The sequence below is a fragment of the Anoxybacillus sp. PDR2 genome (assembly GCF_009834045.1).
Taxonomy (GTDB): domain Bacteria; phylum Bacillota; class Bacilli; order Bacillales; family Anoxybacillaceae; genus Anoxybacteroides; species Anoxybacteroides rupiense.
In genome coordinates this window covers 1,568,765-1,586,469 of sequence record NZ_CP047158.1, presented here as the reverse complement: position 1 = coordinate 1,586,469, position 17,705 = coordinate 1,568,765, and the positions used below count along the sequence as shown (strand labels likewise).

The window sequence follows — 17,705 nt, the reverse complement described above, 5'->3', positions numbered from 1 at the left end:
GAAAAGGTGTTTTTCATGAAATCATACATCGTTGTAGGAGCCGGCATTTTAGGAGCATCAACCGCCTACCATTTAGCAAGAGAGGGAGCAGCCGTCACCATCATCGATCGCGGCGACAAAGGCCAAGCCACCGCCGCAGCCGCCGGCATTGTCTGTCCATGGGTATCCCAGCGCCGCAACCAAGTTTGGTACCGCTTAGCCAGAGGCGGAGCCAAATTTTATCCTTCGTTAATTCAAGAACTTCAATCGCATGGAGAAACAGAAACAGGCTATGAACGAGTAGGGGCCCTTTGTTTGCATACAGATAAAGAAAAACTTGAAAAGATGATGGATCGTACACTGCAGCGCCGCCAAGAAGCGCCGGAAATCGGAGAAGTGACAAAGCTATCCTTTGCACAAGCAAAACAGCTAGTTCCAGCGCTGGCTGAAGGCTACGAGGCTGTTTACGTCAGCGGAGCAGCGCGCGTCAATGGCAAAGCATTGCGCGATGCGTTAGTGAGAGCCGCCCAAAAGCTGGGGGCCATCTATATAAAAGGAGACGCCAAGATTGTTCAGCAACATTCGCATGTGAACGGTGTGGAAGTCGCTGGCACTTATTATCAGGCTGACGCGGTCGTCATCGCAGCCGGCGCATGGGCAAAAGAATTGCTGCTGCCGCTCGGCATCGAATTTTTAGTCACGCCGCAACGGGCGCAAATCATTCATCTCGAAAAGCCAGAACAAGATACCGATCACTGGCCTGTCGTGATGCCGCCTAACAATCAATACTTGCTTACTTTTCCAAAGGGGCGGGTCGTTGTCGGGGCGACCCATGAAGACGGTGTCGGTTTCGATTGTCGAGCAACCGCAGGGGGAGTGTATGAAATATTACATAAAGCGTTAGCAATCGCACCCGGATTATCGGATTGCACACATAGCGAAACAAGAGTCGGATTTCGCCCATATACCCCAGGGTTCCTTCCTGTCTTTGGAGCGCTTCCCGGCTTTACCGGCATTTATGTGGCCAACGGCTTAGGGGCATCCGGGCTAACAGCAGGGCCTTACTTGGGCGCTGAGCTTGCCAAGCTCATTGTCGGAAAGCCGACCGAGCTGAATCCACTCGACTACCATATCGCCGGCGCGGTAAAATGAGAGAATACACCTAACAAAAAAGAACCCTCGCCATAGCTGATATTCAGTTGAAAAAGCTCCCCAATTCATTTCGGCTACTGGATGCTTATTTCACACGCCAATCATAAGCCAAACCGCAATTATCCGTATGACGGTTTGGCTTAGATACCTGGGAATAAGCGAAAATGTTGTGCCCTTCCCGTTTTTTTTTGGATAGAATAATAATATACTTACCGTTCGCAAGAAGGGAGCGAGAGGATGAAAATTACGCAAACGACAGACTACAAAACTATTGCCGCATTGAATAAACACGTTCACGATCTGCATGTTGCGTTATATCCCCGGCATTTCAAAAAATATGATGCGGAAGCCATGAAGCGGTTTTTTCAAAGTGTGATCCACCAGCCGCATTTCATTTTTCTATTATTGGAAGAAAACGAACAAGCATGTGGATATGCTTGGCTGGAGATACGAACACATCCGGAAAATATATTTTTTCAGTCCTATCAATCTATATACGTCCACCAAATTAGCATTAGCGAATCCGTCCGAAACAAAGGCTATGGCACGCAACTGATGGAGTACATTTACCAGCTGGCACAAGACAAAGGCATCTATTTAGTAGAGCTCGATTATTGGAGCAAAAATGAAGTCGCAAAAAATTTCTACGCAAAGCAAGGATTTCAAGTATACCGAGAGCTTGTTTATAAAGAGCTTGCGCCCCGTCATCTATCAGAGGATCATGCTTAAGATCAGATAACGGAATAGTCAAAAAAGCTAGTTTTTAAGTTACGGCGTGCTTTTTCTCCGGTTCGGAATAGAGCAGAGGGTGAGCAGACGAACGAGGCCCGTAACGCAAGATAAAGGCATTTGTCAACATTCTAAGCGGAAGATTTTTTACGCATCTTCCGCCGTTTCTTTTTATCTTGTGATCATTTCCTGTCCCTCTATATATTGTTCCACTTCACGAATGGAAGGAAGACCTTCCCAGTCTCCTTTAAATTGTGTAGCTAGGGCGCCTAATAAATTCGCCCGCTTTAATGCTTTAGGTAAACAAATGTTTAAAACATCCTCATCGAGCGGCTGATCTTCATCTAACAGCACAGACAGCAAGCCCGCGGCAAACGCATCTCCGGCCCCTACCGGATCAACAACCTTATCCATACGAAAAGCGGGGGATTGGACCGCTTCATTTTGATAAAAGCCAATAGATCCCTCTTGTCCAAGCTTCATAACAACCAGTTTGGGGCCCATTTGCAAAAACTGCTTTCCATACTCTGCGACCGGCTGCTCACCAATTAAAAATTTTGCTTCTTCTAATCCAGGTAAAAAAATATCGCACAACGGCATTAATGACAATAAAACGCGCCTGCTCCTCGCTCCATAGCTTTCGGCGTAAGTTCGGGTCAAATGAGACAGTTAATCCTCTTGCTTTCGCTTGCTCCATCACTTTTTTAATAAAATCTTCCGTCCGTTCGCCTAGTGCGGGCGTAATTCCGGTTACATGCAGATGACGGGCGTTGGCCAACCACTCAGGTTGGATATCTGCTTCGGAAAATTTACTTGCTGCTGAATATTTTCTATATTAATATATCATTGGGTCGCCGTAACCTTTAAATTCTTTAAAATAAATGGCGGTCGGCGCCTTCTTATCACGAATAACGCAGGAGACATCGACTCCCTCCCCGGCAAGCGTGCTCACAATCAAATCGCCGAATGGATCGCAGCCAAGCCGGCTGATCCATCTTACTTTTTTGCCGAGCCGCGTAAGCCCGATGGCCACATTGGATTCAGCGCCTGCTATCGATTTGGTAAATAAAGGAGAGTACCTTAAGGAGCCGTCTGTCATTGGTTGAAAGAGAATCATGCTTTCCCCGACTGTCACCACATCAACATCATTATTTTGCTGCATCGCTGCCAACCCCTTTAGCAAGCTCAACAAACATACGCGCCCGCTTTGTGAGTTCATCGTAGTTTTTTTGTTGCACAAGCTGTTTGTCGACTAAATTTCCTCCTAATCCGACGGCAATGGTCCCATTATTTAATATTGTCATCATATTTTTTGTATTGACGCCTCCTGTTGCAATCATTTCAATAAAAGGAAGAGGAGCTTTTACCTCTTTAATATAGTTCGCTCCTAAAGTTCCGACCGGAAACACTTTCACAGCGCTCGCCCCTAGCTGATAGGCCCTGTACATCTCGGAAGGTGTCATCGTACCAGGCCATACGTCGATCCCTTGTTCGACACAATAAGCAATCACTTGTTCATTTAGATGAGGAGAAATAATATATTGCGCTCCCGCCTGTATGGCTTCTTTAGCCATCTCTAGATTTAACACCGTCCCCGCACCAATATAAAGGCGGTTTTCATATGTTTCTCTTAGCTTCGCAATAGCGGCTAAAGCTCCATCGGTATTCATTGTGATTTCCAAAAATTTCATTCCCCCTGACTGTAAAGCCTCGGCAATTGGTTGTATGGAATCTTGTGAAACTCCTCTAATGATCGCGATGATTTTTTCCTCTTTCAATAATGGGAGCAAACGAGACGTCATCAGTATCATGCCTCCATTCTTATCGTTTTATAGTGTAACCCCTGTTTTCCAAATGGCCATGTCGTGAACATGATGATTTCTTATGATTGACTGCTTTGCCACTTGCTATTTCGATAATATACGATATAAAATCACATAATACCTCTTTCCACGAATTTCCTTCTAGTAAACGTCCAACAATGAACCTCTCCCGCCTCTTAACGGAGTAGAGGTAGGAGAGGTTCATGAATTAGAAAATATTTGCTGATCATTAAGGTATGCGCCATCCATTATTTTGCAAAAGCCTTCATAAAAGAGGTCCACCCTCCCCCATTACCCCCACCACATATTGGTCGGTTGGTCTTCGATTAAGACTTGTTTTAAGTTGCTGACAGCGCGTTTAAATCCCTCTTCAATCGACATGAGTGGATCTTCGTGTTCGATGCTGACGACGTAATCGTATCCGTATGTGCGAAGGGCACTCATCATATCAGACCATTCTTGAAGGCTATGACCGCATCCAACAGACCGGAATGTCCAGGATCTTGTTTGAACATTACCGTATGGCTGCATGTCCGTTAAACCATACATATTGACATTGTCTGGATCAATATAGGTGTCTTTTGCATGAAAATGGTGAATAGCCTTTTCTTTTCCTAAAATTTTAATCGCAGCTACCGGGTCAATCCCTTGCCACCAAAGGTGACTTGGGTCAAGGTTTGCGCCTACTGCTTCACATGTTTCCTCACGAAGCTTTAACATCGTATATGGTGAATGAACTAAAAAGCCACCGTGCAATTCTAGACCAATTTTAACGTTATGATCTTGAGCAAATTTCCCCCACTCTTTCCAATATGGGATAAGCTTTTCTTCCCATTGCCACTTTAAAATATCATTGTATTCATTGGGCCAAGGGGCAACCGGCCAGTTTGGATATTTCGCCTTTTCATGGTCACCACTAACGCCAGAGAAACAGTTCACAACAGGAACCTCCATCATCTCTGCAAGCTGAATGGTTTTAACAAACGTTTCATGGGATTGCTTCGCAAATTTTTGGTCGGGAGAAAGGGGATTTCCATGACAGCTAAATGCACTGATCATGAGCCCACGAGATGCTACTTCCTTAAGGTAGCGCTCGCGCTTTTCTTTGCTTTCTAATAATTCATCAAGGTTGCAGTGAGCAGAACCTGGATAGTTTCCTGTTCCAATTTCGACTGCGTGTAATCCTGCTTCTTTCACGTAATCGAGCATGTCTGTAAACGATTTATTAGAAAAAAGCACTGTAAATACGCCTAGTTTCATGACAAACTTCCTCCCATCTCCGTTCGTAATATGCTTTTACTTTTTTCACTGCTTTCATAAATCACATCGATTATATGTGAAACTTGTATCGCTTCTTCTGGTTTCACTAAAGGTTCTTTTAATCCAAGACACGCCTCCACAAATGCTTTTGCCTGTAAAAACCCTTCCTCTTTTTCCTCGGGAATATAGGCAGCCACACTATTAAACAGCATCCCATGTTTCGCATAGTTTAAGGTAAAAGGAAAAACGTCTAAGCCGCCTTTTTCGCCAGAAATGGAAAGAGTATCTTCATCTTTCGAAATGTTAGCAGACCATGATGTTTCAAAAAGGAGGCTTGTTCCATTTTGAAAACGAAGGTAGGCTGTCGCATGATCTTCAACATTGAATGTTTCATGATTAAAGCTGCCCCATTCATTTACTTGATTTAGTATTTTACTAAGTACGTTATAGGTGGCACCTGTGACTTCTTTCACTTTTGGATTTCCCATCAACCAAAGAGCAAGGTCTAATAGATGACATCCGTAATCGATGAGGCACCCTCCACTCTGCAAGTCCTTATTGGTAAAAACGCCCATCCCGGAACCTTTCTTCGCCGTAATGCTTTGACACGGACAACGAGCGGATGACCAATTTCACCTTCATCGATCACTTTTTTTGCTGCTTGTGCTTCTTTCATAAAGCGATAGTGGTAGGCGATCCATAATATTTTCCCGGACTTTTCTTTCGCTTTTATCATTTCCGCACATTCACTCGCATTCATCGCCATTGGCTTTTCACAAAGAACATGAACGCCGGCTTCCAGTGCCGCAATAGTCATTTCCTTATGAAATTTATTCAGGGTACAAATGACAACAGCATCGACATGTGGCAGCATATCTTTATAATTCTCGTAAACTTGTGGAATATGAAATTGGTTTTGTACTTGTTTTGCTTTATCGATGTTTACATCGCAAACAGCCGTGACGGCTTGCTTCATTTAATTGCTGAAATGCTGGAATATGGCAAAATGTAGCGATTCCCCCTGCTCCAATCATACCGACTCTTAATTTTTTCATGGTGACACCTCTTCGCCGTTGGTCTCGTTTCATGAATTTGTTCGGTTAAGCTCGACAACTAAGCAAACAAACCTGTTCTCAAATAAAAAGGACGGCACTCATGTTTTATATGTTGGTTCTTTATTTCTAGGTTCATATCTTTTACGGGCTAGTTTGTATGAGGTTGAAGCGCTGCTATTCGGCTTCGAATTGACATTTTTTGATAATGAAGCTCATTGACTACGGGTCTGGGCTTTCCTTTCAGCTTTGCGGCTTTGATCGCGGTTTAGCACTAGTTTTCGTGTTTTCAGCACCCTTTTTCACGATTTTCGAATAATGCCTATCCGCCACGTTGAATGCTTTATCACTTTTATTCGAGGGTGAGGTTCTTTTTTCCGCAGCTTCATGCCTTGATCCTGCTGCTCTGCGATTTTCCTCCTGAAATAAGCCCAACACATGGATTTTTCCCGCCCTGAGATTTGATCCCCACATCTTTTATTGTTTGACTCTTTCCCATGTTAGCGGTACGACTTTTTTTGCTTGGGCTGCTTCGAACGCAGCAAGAATGACTAGCAAAGATTCCATTCCTTCCTCTCCCGATATCGGCGGTTCTTGGTCGTTTAGAATGCTTTCAACAAATTGGTCAATGACGTGAGATGTTGTTTGCCCGCCTTCTTCATTGGATTGAATGGCACTAAGCTTGTAATTGACCACTTCTCCATTTTTGTATTGGACTACTAAAGAATAGTATGGGTCGTCTTCTAAACGTAAAATTCCTTTTTCACCATAAATGATGGTTGAGTTGTCTTCTTTTCCGTTGTATGACCAGCTAGCAGCTAAGGTTCCGATAATGCCGCTCTCTGTTTTTAAGAGGCAAACGGCGTTGTCATCGACATCTGTTTGTTCCTTTGCTATTGTTTCGACAAATGCGGCTACTTCGATGATTTCTTCACCAAGTAAAAAGCGAATTAAGTCCGCTTTATGGACACCTAAATCGCCCATTGCTCCCATTGCAGCCTGCTCCTTTTTAAAGAACCAGCTCTCCCTTCCATCAGCGCTCCATCCTTCAGGTCCAGGGTGCCCGAAAGCTGTGCGGAAACTGTAGATTTTTCCGATTTTTCCTTTTTCAATTAACTCTTTGGCTTTCACATGGGAGCTTACAAAGCGTTGATTATGGGCAATCATTAATTTCTTTCCAGTTTGTTTGGAAGCTTCAATCATTTCCTCAGCTTCTTCTTTCGTTGTCGCCATTGGCTTTTCACATAGGACGTGTTTCCCTGCTTTTAGGGCAGCAATAGAGATAGGGGCGTGTAAATAGTTGGGCGTACAGACACTAATGGCATCAATTTCTTCATTTGACAAAAGGTCCTCATAATTTGTATAAGGTGTTACATGATATTTTTTAGCTATTTCGACTGCGCGTTCTTTATTACTATCACATACAGCGACAATGTTTACGTGTTCATTTTTTTGAAAATTATGTCAAATAGCGGTGTTTAGCAATACTTCCACACCCAATTACTCCGACTTTCAATTTTTTCATCACAAATATTCCTCCTTAAAACATCGGTGTTGTTTAGGACCTCTTCCGTTAAGATTGGATTGTGCTTTATAAGAGTATAATCCAGCTCCCCAAGCAGCTGATGAGAGCAAGTGCCGCCAATAGTAGTCATAATGGCATGAATACGCGGATTGGCAAACATATCATGTAAATCTTCTAGACGCTCTTCCACTGTACCTGCCATATATTCATTTTGTTTTTGAGCATGCTTGCCAACGGCAACGTTAAATCCTAGTCTCTCAAATTCGGCGATCCCTCTTTGCAACCGTCTTGGACATAAAGCCGCAACCCCCGATGAAGGGGAAATAATGCCAATGGTATCTCCAGGACGCAATCGGTCAGGACGCAACGCCATTTTTTCTCCCTATTTGTAAAAATACACATACAAACAGATAAACTCCAATCCATTTTATCCAGCCTCATCTTGAGTGCTATGGGCAAAACCACTGGCTCTATCGAGATATTCTCCGTCTATGTTAATAGCACATTACCAAATGGCTTTGATTCTTGTTTTATTTTTATCACCTGTAAAAAATAACCAAATTGATAATAACACATAAAGCAGCTGATCTTTGAAGCTATGCCTTTCACAAAGTGAGTTCGGCAAACAAAAACCGAGTAATGTCAGCAAAAAATGGTCACTGTCTTGGTGCCCATAACATGACAGCTACGCCAGCTAAACAAAGAAGCATGCCCATCCAGTCATAGGAATCAGGCACTTTTCGATCAATTCCCCATCCCCAAAGAACAGCAAGTACAACAAAAATGCCCCCATAAGCCGCATAAACTCTACCGAAATTCGGAAATTGCTGTAAGGTTGGAATAATCCCATAAAGAACAAGAAGTAGGCCTCCCAGCATTCCATATATCATTGGCTTGTCTTCACGAAGCCACAGCCAAACTAAATATCCTCCGCCAATTTCCGCTAATCCCGCCAGAACAAATAGAACGATCGCTACAAACATATGTATTTCCTTCCTTTTCCATCCCTAAAATTCAAAAAGCACAGCGATATCTTCTCTCGCAAAGACAGCAAGATGCCCTGTTCTCTATTTTCTTTTTATAGACAATGTCTTCATTTCTCATTTATATCATTATAAACGATCAAATGTTTATTTTATATGATCGCTTGATAAAATCAGAGAATCGACGATCGTCGATTTCCTTAACACTTCCACTTTCTTTTGCCGATAATCAATATGAACAACAAAATAAAAAGATGCTAAATCTCAGCATCTTTTTTCAAACAGAGAGCCGGGCACATAGCTTCTATAAAAGCCGGCTTGTTTTATACGGTTTGCCTTCTCATAGCACTTTTTGCTCGTCTTCCCATTCTTCGATGACCGCTTGATGATCGGGCTGAAGATGAGAAGCCGGACGCCAATAGGAAAATAGAATCATCGATACGATGCTGGCTACGATGCCATACATAATCGGTTTCGTCGAGCTGAGGCCTTCCAACGCTAAACCAGCAAATACGACAAGTGAGCTAATAACCATCGAATACAGCCCTGCTTTCGCTGTTGCTTTTTTCCAAAAGAAACCAAGAATAACAGGGACGAAAATGGCACCTGATAAAATCGCATAAGCCACGTCAAGAGCAACGAGCACATCTTGAATCCAAATGGCAAAGATAATGGCGATCACACCGACCACAAGGGTAATGATCCGCGATAATCGTACAACATGCTGGTCGCTCATATTTTTTAGCCAATATTGCTTCAAAATATCATGTGAGATCAGTGTCGAGGAAGCGAGCAGCGTTCCTGAGGCGGTAGACATGAGCGCAGAACACACGCTTGCTAAAATGAGACCTAATAACCCATGTGGAAGAATAGCGAGCGACATGCTGGCAAATACATTTTGCGGATCACTGATGGTTGGAAAGACAATCACTGCACACATGCCAATGATACTTAAAGCTAACGCATACGCAATGCTGTACACCCCGGCATACACCGCTCCGCCTCGAGCGATTTTCGTGGTTCGTGCTGTAAATACTCGCTGCCAAATATCTTGAGAAACGATCATTCCTAATGTATATAATAGAAAGTATTGAAAAATGCTGGACCATCCGATGGAGGTAAAATCAAAATGAGAAGCCGAAAGCTGTTGAGAGAGCGCCTCCCATCCGCCGGCGCGAGATAAGCTCATCGGCAGCATAATGAAAAAGATGCCGATGGTCATCACAAGAAACTGAATAATATCTGTCATCGTTACACTCCACATTCCGCCGAGGATCGTATAAAATAGGACGATGCCGCCTCCCACAAGCATGGAGGTCGTCATAGGCCAACCGAGCACCGCGTGTATAATGCTGCCCATTCCGATCACCTGCGTAACAGAAACCATTAAGGTATAAATCGCCGCCACAATCGCGCTAATTAAACGAGCTTCTTGATTGTAGCGCCTTCCTAGCAATTCACTTATCGTCGTAACGTTCGCTCCGTAAATCTGCCTAATAAAAAACAAGCCTAATAGAGTGATGCCCAGACCAATCATAAAGACAAACCACATGCCTGAAAGCCCGAATTGATACCCCAATTTGGTCGTGCCAATCGTTGAAGCGCCGCCAAGAATGACGGCGGATAAACAACCAAGGTAAATAAACAAACCAAGATTTCTGCCTGCAAGCGCGTAATCTTCCGCCGTTTTCGCTTTTTTCGCTCCTAAAATCCCCACGACGATCAAAAGGAGAAAATAAACCAAAATAACACCTGTATCAAGCATGCTCATCCTGATTCCCCCATTCTTGTTTTCATCAAGAAACCCGCCGCTATCTGCCTGTCATTTTAGCTTCAAATGAACGGAAGCCCATTTCGTTTTCATACTCCGTTAATGCCTCCGCCAGCAAGCGCAAGCCATCATCAATCTGCTCCTTCGTCACAGTCAGCGGTGGAATCATGCGAATAACTTCTCCTTGATTTCCGCATAAATAGAAAAGAACCCCTTTTTGCAGACAGCGGTTTAAAATATTCATCACCCCCTCTCCATTTGGTTCCCCTGTCATTGGATCAACGATTTCAATGCCAATCATCAATCCGATCGAGCGCACCTCGCCAATCATGGCGTGTTTTTCTTTGAGCTCATCCAACCGTTCACGAGCATATTGTCCAACAATCCGGCAATTTTCCAGCACGTTTTCTTCCTTGAATACTTCTAATGTCGCCAGCGCTGCCTCGCAGGCAATCGGATTGCCGCCAAATGTTGTTCCGTGACTTCCTAGCGGCCATTGCTGCATCAGCTCTTTAGAAGCCACCGTTGCACTTAGCGGAAGACCTGAAGCGATTCCTTTCGCAATAGCCATAATATCTGGAGCAACGTCAAATGTTTGTGCGGCAAACCATTCCCCCGTGCGTCCAAATCCTGTTTGCACTTCGTCAAAAATAAGCAAAATTCCATGTCGGTCACAAATTTCTCTTACTTTATGCAGCCATCCTTTTGGAGGAACAATATATCCTCCCTCTCCCAATACCGGTTCTAAAATCATGCACGCTACTTCTTCCGGGGTCACTTGATGAGCAAATAAAGCCGCAGCCTCTTTTTCTAGTTGGTGAGCAAAATAAACATCCGGATCTTCACTGTCTGGACACGCTTTCGGATTCGCGTATGGCAGTTGATACGTCAATCCGTTTGGCTGCAAATATTGGCGATATTTGCTTTTGGAGGTGCTGACGCTAAGCGATCCTAAGGAACGCCCGTGGAAACAGCCTGTAAACGATATCACATACGGACGTTTCGTAACATGCTTGGCCAGCTTCATCGCTCCTTCAATCGCTTCCGTTCCGCTATTGGCAAAAAAGAAACAGTTTAATCCTTCAGGCATAATCTGTGTTAGCTCTTCGGCCAAACGAAGAATGGACTCATACATGATGACCCCGCTCGGCCCATGCAGCAGACGGTCTGCCGCATCTTTAATCGCCTGTACTACTTTCGGGTGACGGTGACCAATGTTTGTTACGGCGATCCCGGAAGTAAAATCAAGATATTTTTTTCCATCCACCCCGTAATAATAGCAGCCTTCCTCCTTTACAACTGGCAAATTCGGATGATCTTTTGCCATCGTTGGCGCAAGCAAATCCGGCATTTGTTGAAATAGATGAATCCAATTGCTTTCTCTCATCTTTTTTCTCCCCTTGTGCGAATGAAATTTGTTTATTCATAATCCGCTATGATGATACCAGTACACAGCGCGGAAGGAATGTTCTCAACCACACAACCTCATTTGCAGGATGCTGATCCATCCTGTTGCTTTCAAGCGAAAGGGCCGATGATCCGCCATCCCTTCAACCGCTCGTTCATGATTGCATCAACTGGGCTTTAGATGCTGGCTGAATACACGCTTTTCCTAGGTTTCAAGTTCATTCTTGCCGACCACTCAAAATCAGGCGCCCCAGCTAAAGGGCCTTTTATCCTTCTGTTCCGCATCCCTTTCATTGTCTAGCAACGCCAGATCGTCTCTCTTGATGCGATCGCCTTTTCTTTAAAGCGATGAGTGTGATCATTTCATAAATAATGGCGGAGGCCAGCACAGCCGTAATTTCGCCCTGATCGTATGAAGGCAATACTTCAACTAGATCAAAACCAACGATGTTTAAACCATCAAGTCCTCTCACATATTCGAGCGCTTCATAACTTGTAGGCCCTCCTACTTCCGGTGTACCGGTTCCAGGAGCAAATGCCGGATCAACAAAATCAATGTCATAAGAAACAAAAACAGGCCGATCTCCCACTCGTTGATGAATGCGATCCATCACTTCAGAAAAGCCTGTTTTTCGAACTTCCTTCATCGGAATCACTTCAAAGCCGAGGCGGCGCGCATCCTCGATATCATCTGCGCTATAGAGCGGTCCGCGCATACCGACTTGAATGGAGTGATCCACATCGAGCAATCCCTCTTCTACAGCCCGGCGAAACGGCGTACCATGCATATACTTCTCTCCATAGTAATGGTCCCATGTATCTCCATGCGAATCAAAATGAACAAGCGCGATCGGCCCAAAACGTTCATAAAATGCCCGCAAATGTCCTAATGTGATGGAATGATCTCCGCCCATCATAATGGGAATAATATTTTTTTGCAAAAGAGGACGCAATTCCTTGACAATCCGACCATATGTCCGCAGCGCATTTCCAGGAACAACATCTATATCACCATAATCGATTCCAGAGCAGTATTGAAAAATATCAATCTCCATATCTGGATTATACGGACGAAGCAGTACTGAGAAATTTCGAATGTGTTGCGGACCGTATCGCTGTCCCGTTCGATTAGAAGCAGCCGTATCAAACGGAACACCAAGCACCGCAAAATCAACGTTATCCGTTGTGCGAACATGCTCTAGCCGCATAAATGTGCGAACGCCACAAAAGCGTGGCGATTGCGATGAATCTTTTGGTTGATACACACAAACCCCTCCCTTTATAAAAATATATAAATGCAGCTTGAAAATAGAACGAACGAGCTGTGGAAAATGGACGGTCGCGGCAAGGCTAATGGAAATATTTTGACTAGCTACCCTCATTTTGTTATCGTTATAGACAAACGTTACAAAATCAAGCGGGGGGATAATCGATGCCGCTTGATATGTAAGCATTTGCATCCATATGGAGCTTGGCCTTTTTCAACGTCCTTTGTCACACCCATGCCTAGTCTTTTTGTTGTAGACATGATTCGTTCCGTCTTGCCATGACGTTTAGATACCATGGACATTCGATCTAGATTTGTGAATAATATAGCGAAAATCGGCCATACTGGATTTGCGCCGCTAAAATGGAAAGAGCGAAAGATGGCATGAAACGAGCAACAAACAGCAAAAGGCGGCTCGCAAGCAGAAGCTTACGAACCGCCTTTATTGTCTAGGATTCTTCCTCACCCTTCAGCTTTTTCACAACTTTCCTGCTCTTAATGCCCCAAAGCTGCCGACCGGCCTTTATCTTTCGGCAGCCAATAAGTCAACACTCCGAGCAGTGGTAAAAAGCTGCACATCCACATCAACGATTTAAGCGTGTATGTATCGGCAATTTTACCAAGTACGACCGCGCCTAACGCTCCCATTCCAAACGCAAGACCAACAATTAATCCAGAGGCCATTCCGACATTTCCCGGAAGCAGCTCTTGTGCATACACGACAAAAGTTGAGAAGCTAAGTGATAAAATAAAGCCAGCTAAAAAGAGCGCAGGCAGCGCCCATCCGAGCGGAAGATGCGGAAGCAGCAAGGCGAACGGAGCGGTACCGACTGTAGAAAACAGCATTAAATTCTTCTTTCCAAATCGATCGGCAAGCGGGCCGCCAACAAATGTGCCAATCGCTCCAGCGATCATAAAAATAAATAAGTACAGCTGCGCTTCTCGTATCGAAATATGGTAATATTGAGTCAAATAAAACTGATAATAGTTGGAAATACCGGCCGAATACCAAGAGCGAGTAAACACTAAAAAGATTAATAGAATTAAAGCAAAGAGAACGCGTCGCCGCTCTTGCCCTTCCAATTTTACCACTGTTTTTTGGGCACGGTCTTTCTCTCGCTGTTCTAGTTTATGAGAATACCACCGTGATACGCGAGATAATATCATAATGCCCAGCAGTGCCACCACTGTAAACCATCCGGCCCCTTTTTGGCCAAACGGTACAAAAATAAGAGCCGTAAACAATGGAGCAAGAGCATTTCCTGTATTTCCTCCTACCTGATAAATCGATTGGGCAAACCCTCGTCTCTCTCCTGCTGCAAAATAGACCACCCTTGCTCCCTCCGGATGGAACACGGCAGAACCAAGCCCTACTAATAATACCGATAATAAAACAAAGAGAAAGCTAGGCGCCAGCGCCAAACCGACCATTCCCAACAGGCTCGCAGCCATTCCCAGCGGCAGAAAGTATGGGGAAGGACGCCGGTCCGTAAATAAGCCAACAACAGGCTGAAGAACCGAAGAGGTCATATTCAAAGTAAACGCAATCCAACCAATTTGCATATACGATAAATTCATCGATGATTCCAAAATCGGAAACAGCGCAGGGACAACGGCCTGCATGGCATCATTAAGCAAATGGCCCATGCTGATGGCAATCAAAATAGGATAGACTGTCATCCGAACAGGAGCAGCCTGCTGAGCACTTGTATACATCTTTTCTCTCCCTTTCTATTAATTTAAGCATTTCCCTAAGAAGTCTCCCTGACCAATGGCAGAGAGGCGTCAGCTACCATTATACTCCTTTTAACAAATGTTTCAATTATTTAGCATTTCCTTTCCAAATTAACATCTAGGCATGAAGCTTTAGAAACCTTCTATGATGTTCCTCTCGTCATTATCGTGATGATATACATATACAAAAATGCTTATGTATACAAAATGATAGCTGGCACTACTTCTTGAAGAAGCATACCATGCTTAAGTGCCGCCGCTGCACTTAGCTTGTTTGGTGAAGGGATCGCTTTTTTGTCATTCCCTGAGAAATGACAGGCGAAATGGTGTGAACAGCGATCGAACACATGCAACAGCCAGTGTGAGAAAAAGCAAGGATGCTCTAGCTGAGTCTCATGAAGCCCATGTTAACTAAATACATACACAAAAAACGGCTGTCATCCGCCATGACTAGGCATGGCACAGCAGCCGTTTTTTTGCGTTCTTTCTGTTCCGAAAAGCAGCTATTCACGATTTATTTGCCAAAAAACCCTTTTAACGCAAACGCGACATTTTGTGGTCGTTCCGCTAGGCGGCGCATAAAGTAGCCGAACCAGTCGTTGCCAAACGGAATATACACACGCATTTTATATCCTTCAGCCGCAAGCTGTTGCTGCATGTCGGTGCGGAATCCGTACAACATTTGAAATTCGAATTGGTCGCGCGGAATATTGTTCTCTTTAGCAAATTGCTTCACTTTCGCAATAATGTTATGGTCATGTGAAGCAATGGCCGTGTAGCTTCCGCTTAACAAATGCTGTTGAATAATGTTCATGTAATTGGCATCTACTTCCTGTTTATCCTGATAAGCCACCTCAGGTGGTTCTTTGTAAGCGCCTTTTACTAAGCGAAGAGAGACTCCTTTTAAATCTTTGACATCTTGCTCCGCACGATATAAATAGGCCTGAATGACTGTTCCTACATTGTCATACGTTTTGCGCAATTCATGCAAAATATCTAATGTCGCCTGACAATGGGCGGAATCTTCCATGTCAATGCGGACAAAGTTATTGCACCGCTTAGCGGTTTCCATAATTCTTTTCATATTGTCAAGGCAAAAATGCCAATCAATATCAAGCCCCAGTTGTGTCAGTTTAACAGAGAGATTGCTGTTGACCCCCGCTTTATGAATGGCCTCTAACGTTCTCACATTATATTCTGTCGCCTCAATCGCCTCTTCTCGGCTCGAAACAAACTCGCCTAAATGGTCAAGCGTACAAATAAGCCCTTTTTCATTCAGCTCTTTCACTTTAGCAATAGCGCTTTCAATCGTCTCACCAGCGACAACTTGGGAAGCTCCAAATCGAAGCCCCCATTTTTTAGCCGCTTTATTTAATGCTTTGCTTTGCGAAGCATATAGAAAAATATTTTTTGAGATTTGTGCTAACATCGTCTGTCCTCCTAAAACGCCTCACTTACGGTTTTTGCTTGCATATGAAGAATTAAATAATCAGGGCCCCCTGCTTTTGAATCGGTTCCCGACATATTAAAGCCGCCAAATGGCTGATAACCGACAATCGCACCTGTACAGCCGCGATTAAAGTAAAGATTGCCAACATGGAACTCCTCACGAGCTTTTTCAAGATGGGCACGATTTCTCGAGATGACAGCTCCTGTTAATCCATATTCCGTATGATTTGCCATTTCAAGCGCATGGTCAAAGTCCTTCGCCTTCGTAAAAGCGACAACCGGACCGAAAATTTCTTCCTGCATAATCCGTGCGCTTGGATGGACATCGGCAAAGATCGTTGGCTGGATAAAAAATCCTGTTGAATCGTCTCCTTCTCCTCCAGCCATCAGCCTGCCTTCTTGCTTGCCAATCTCGATATATCCCATAATTTTGTCAAATGACGCTTGATCGATAACCGGTCCCATAAATGTGCTCTGCTCTTCTGGATTCCCCACCTTTAGCTGTTTTGTCAGCTCGACCACGCGGTTTAACACTTGTTCGTACACATCTTCAACGATAATCGCCCGTGAACAGGCTGAACATTTTTGTCCGGAAAAGCCAAAAGCCGATGCAACAATAGACTGTGCCGCTAATTCAAGATCGGCTTCTCGATCCACAATGATCGCATCTTTTCCACCCATCTCGGCAATCACTCGCTTAAGCCATTTCTGTCCAGGCTGAACGATCGCTGCTCGTTCGTAAATGCGGCAACCAACAGCGCGTGAACCAGTAAACGAAATAAAACGCATCTTTGGATGCTCGACTAAATATTCGCCAACCTCCGCTTCGCCGCCTGGCAAATAGTTTAGTACCCCAGCTGGCAGCCCTGCTTCCTCCATCATTTCGACAAATTTCGCAGCCACGACAGGCGCACGGTCCGACGGACGCAAAATAACCGTATTTCCTGTTACGATAGCCGCCACAGTCGTGCCAGCCATAATCGCCAACGGGAAATTAAATGGAGAGATAATAAGCCCGACCCCTAACGGAATATAATGAAACGTATTGTGCTCACCAGGACGACTCTCCACAGGGATGCCGCGCTGTAAATGCATCATTTGGCGCGCGTAATACTCCAGAAAATCAATCGCTTCTGCCGTATCAGCATCCGCCTCTTTCCAAGGCTTTCCGACTTCTTTTACTAAAAGCGCGGAAAATTCATGCTTTCTTCTGCGTAAAATAGCCGCTGCTCGAAATAAAATGTGCGCACGTGCTTCAACAGGTTCATTTCGCCATGTTTCAAACGCTTGGAGCGCTGCTTCCATCGCTTTATCCGCCCATTGCTTCGTCGCCTTTGAAACCATGCCAACAATCTCTGCCTTGTTCGCCGGATTGCGCGAAATCACTTTTTCTTCTGTAGTTACGCGTTGCGTCCCAATCACAAGCGGATATTCTTGTCCAAGCTTCGATTGAACATCGGTTAATGCTGCTTGAAATGCTTGCCGATTTTGCTCAACAGAAAAATCGGTAAACGGCTCATGCTTATACGGTACAGCCATTCTCATCGTCCCCTTCTTGATCAGCTTATATGATT

14 protein-coding genes and 2 pseudogenes are annotated in these 17,705 nt (G+C 44.4%); 2 read left to right on the top strand and 14 right to left on the bottom strand.

Annotation, left to right across the window (positions count from 1 at the left end; all coding sequences use genetic code 11):
• The first annotated feature begins 15 nt into the window (after nt 1-15).
• A complete protein-coding gene (locus GRQ40_RS07670) occupies nt 16-1,131 on the top strand; it encodes an NAD(P)/FAD-dependent oxidoreductase (RefSeq protein ID WP_159719662.1) in 1,116 nt (371 codons plus the stop codon).
• A gap of 237 nt (nt 1,132-1,368) precedes the next feature.
• Entirely contained in the window at nt 1,369-1,860 is a 492-nt protein-coding gene (locus tag GRQ40_RS07665; RefSeq protein ID WP_066147491.1) for a GNAT family N-acetyltransferase, read from the top strand.
• 171 nt (nt 1,861-2,031) lie between these two features.
• Here GRQ40_RS07665 and GRQ40_RS18970 read toward each other — a convergent pair whose 3' ends face one another.
• The 14 genes and pseudogenes from GRQ40_RS18970 to pruA all read right to left on the bottom strand — a co-directional run bounded on the left by GRQ40_RS18970 (nt 2,032) and on the right by pruA (nt 17,670).
• Nucleotides 2,032-2,460 (bottom strand): carbohydrate kinase family protein, encoded by a 429-nt coding sequence (locus tag GRQ40_RS18970; protein ID WP_275192202.1) that lies wholly within the window; start codon nt 2,458-2,460, stop codon nt 2,032-2,034.
• 235 nt (nt 2,461-2,695) lie between these two features.
• A complete protein-coding gene (locus GRQ40_RS18965; protein WP_275192196.1) occupies nt 2,696-3,022 on the bottom strand; it encodes a PfkB family carbohydrate kinase in 327 nt (108 codons plus the stop codon).
• A complete protein-coding gene (locus GRQ40_RS07655; RefSeq protein ID WP_159719661.1) occupies nt 3,009-3,662 on the bottom strand; it encodes a bifunctional 4-hydroxy-2-oxoglutarate aldolase/2-dehydro-3-deoxy-phosphogluconate aldolase in 654 nt (217 codons plus the stop codon). The genes GRQ40_RS18965 and GRQ40_RS07655 overlap by 14 nt, the downstream gene beginning before the upstream one ends.
• Nucleotides 3,663-3,974: 312 nt before the next feature.
• Nucleotides 3,975-4,943: a sugar phosphate isomerase/epimerase family protein gene (locus tag GRQ40_RS07650; protein WP_080862791.1), complete on the bottom strand. Its 969-nt coding sequence runs from the start codon at nt 4,941-4,943 to the stop codon at nt 3,975-3,977.
• Nucleotides 4,940-5,998 (bottom strand): annotated as a pseudogene (locus tag GRQ40_RS07645) (Gfo/Idh/MocA family protein). Before GRQ40_RS07645 ends, GRQ40_RS07650 begins: the two are co-directional and overlap by 4 nt.
• Before the next feature lie 474 nt (nt 5,999-6,472).
• Nucleotides 6,473-7,520, bottom strand: a pseudogene (locus tag GRQ40_RS07640) (Gfo/Idh/MocA family protein).
• A complete protein-coding gene (locus GRQ40_RS07635) occupies nt 7,474-7,893 on the bottom strand; it encodes an LD-carboxypeptidase (protein ID WP_159719660.1) in 420 nt (139 codons plus the stop codon). Before GRQ40_RS07635 ends, GRQ40_RS07640 begins: the two are co-directional and overlap by 47 nt.
• A 283-nt stretch (nt 7,894-8,176) precedes the next feature.
• Nucleotides 8,177-8,503 (bottom strand): YnfA family protein, encoded by a 327-nt coding sequence (locus GRQ40_RS07630; RefSeq protein ID WP_159719659.1) that lies wholly within the window; start codon nt 8,501-8,503, stop codon nt 8,177-8,179.
• 340 nt (nt 8,504-8,843) lie between these two features.
• Nucleotides 8,844-10,274 carry a sodium:solute symporter family protein gene (locus GRQ40_RS07625; protein WP_159719658.1) on the bottom strand — a complete coding sequence of 477 codons (1,431 nt, stop codon included), beginning with the start codon at nt 10,272-10,274 and terminating at the stop codon, nt 8,844-8,846.
• Nucleotides 10,275-10,314: 40 nt separating this feature from the next.
• On the bottom strand, nt 10,315-11,661 hold the full coding sequence (locus GRQ40_RS07620; RefSeq protein ID WP_159719657.1) for an aspartate aminotransferase family protein: 1,347 nt from the start codon (nt 11,659-11,661) through the stop codon (nt 10,315-10,317).
• Nucleotides 11,662-11,971: 310 nt separating this feature from the next.
• Nucleotides 11,972-12,946 carry an agmatinase gene (speB, locus tag GRQ40_RS07615; RefSeq protein WP_066147733.1) on the bottom strand — a complete coding sequence of 325 codons (975 nt, stop codon included), beginning with the start codon at nt 12,944-12,946 and terminating at the stop codon, nt 11,972-11,974.
• 497 nt (nt 12,947-13,443) lie between these two features.
• A complete protein-coding gene (locus GRQ40_RS07610; protein ID WP_159719656.1) occupies nt 13,444-14,664 on the bottom strand; it encodes an MFS transporter in 1,221 nt (406 codons plus the stop codon).
• Nucleotides 14,665-15,196: 532 nt separating this feature from the next.
• Nucleotides 15,197-16,111, bottom strand: a complete 915-nt coding sequence (locus GRQ40_RS07605) for a proline dehydrogenase family protein (protein ID WP_159719655.1) — start codon at nt 16,109-16,111, stop codon at nt 15,197-15,199.
• An 11-nt stretch (nt 16,112-16,122) separates the two neighbouring features.
• Nucleotides 16,123-17,670 (bottom strand): L-glutamate gamma-semialdehyde dehydrogenase, encoded by a 1,548-nt coding sequence (gene pruA, locus GRQ40_RS07600; RefSeq protein WP_159719654.1) that lies wholly within the window; start codon nt 17,668-17,670, stop codon nt 16,123-16,125.
• Nucleotides 17,671-17,705: the final 35 nt, after the last annotated feature.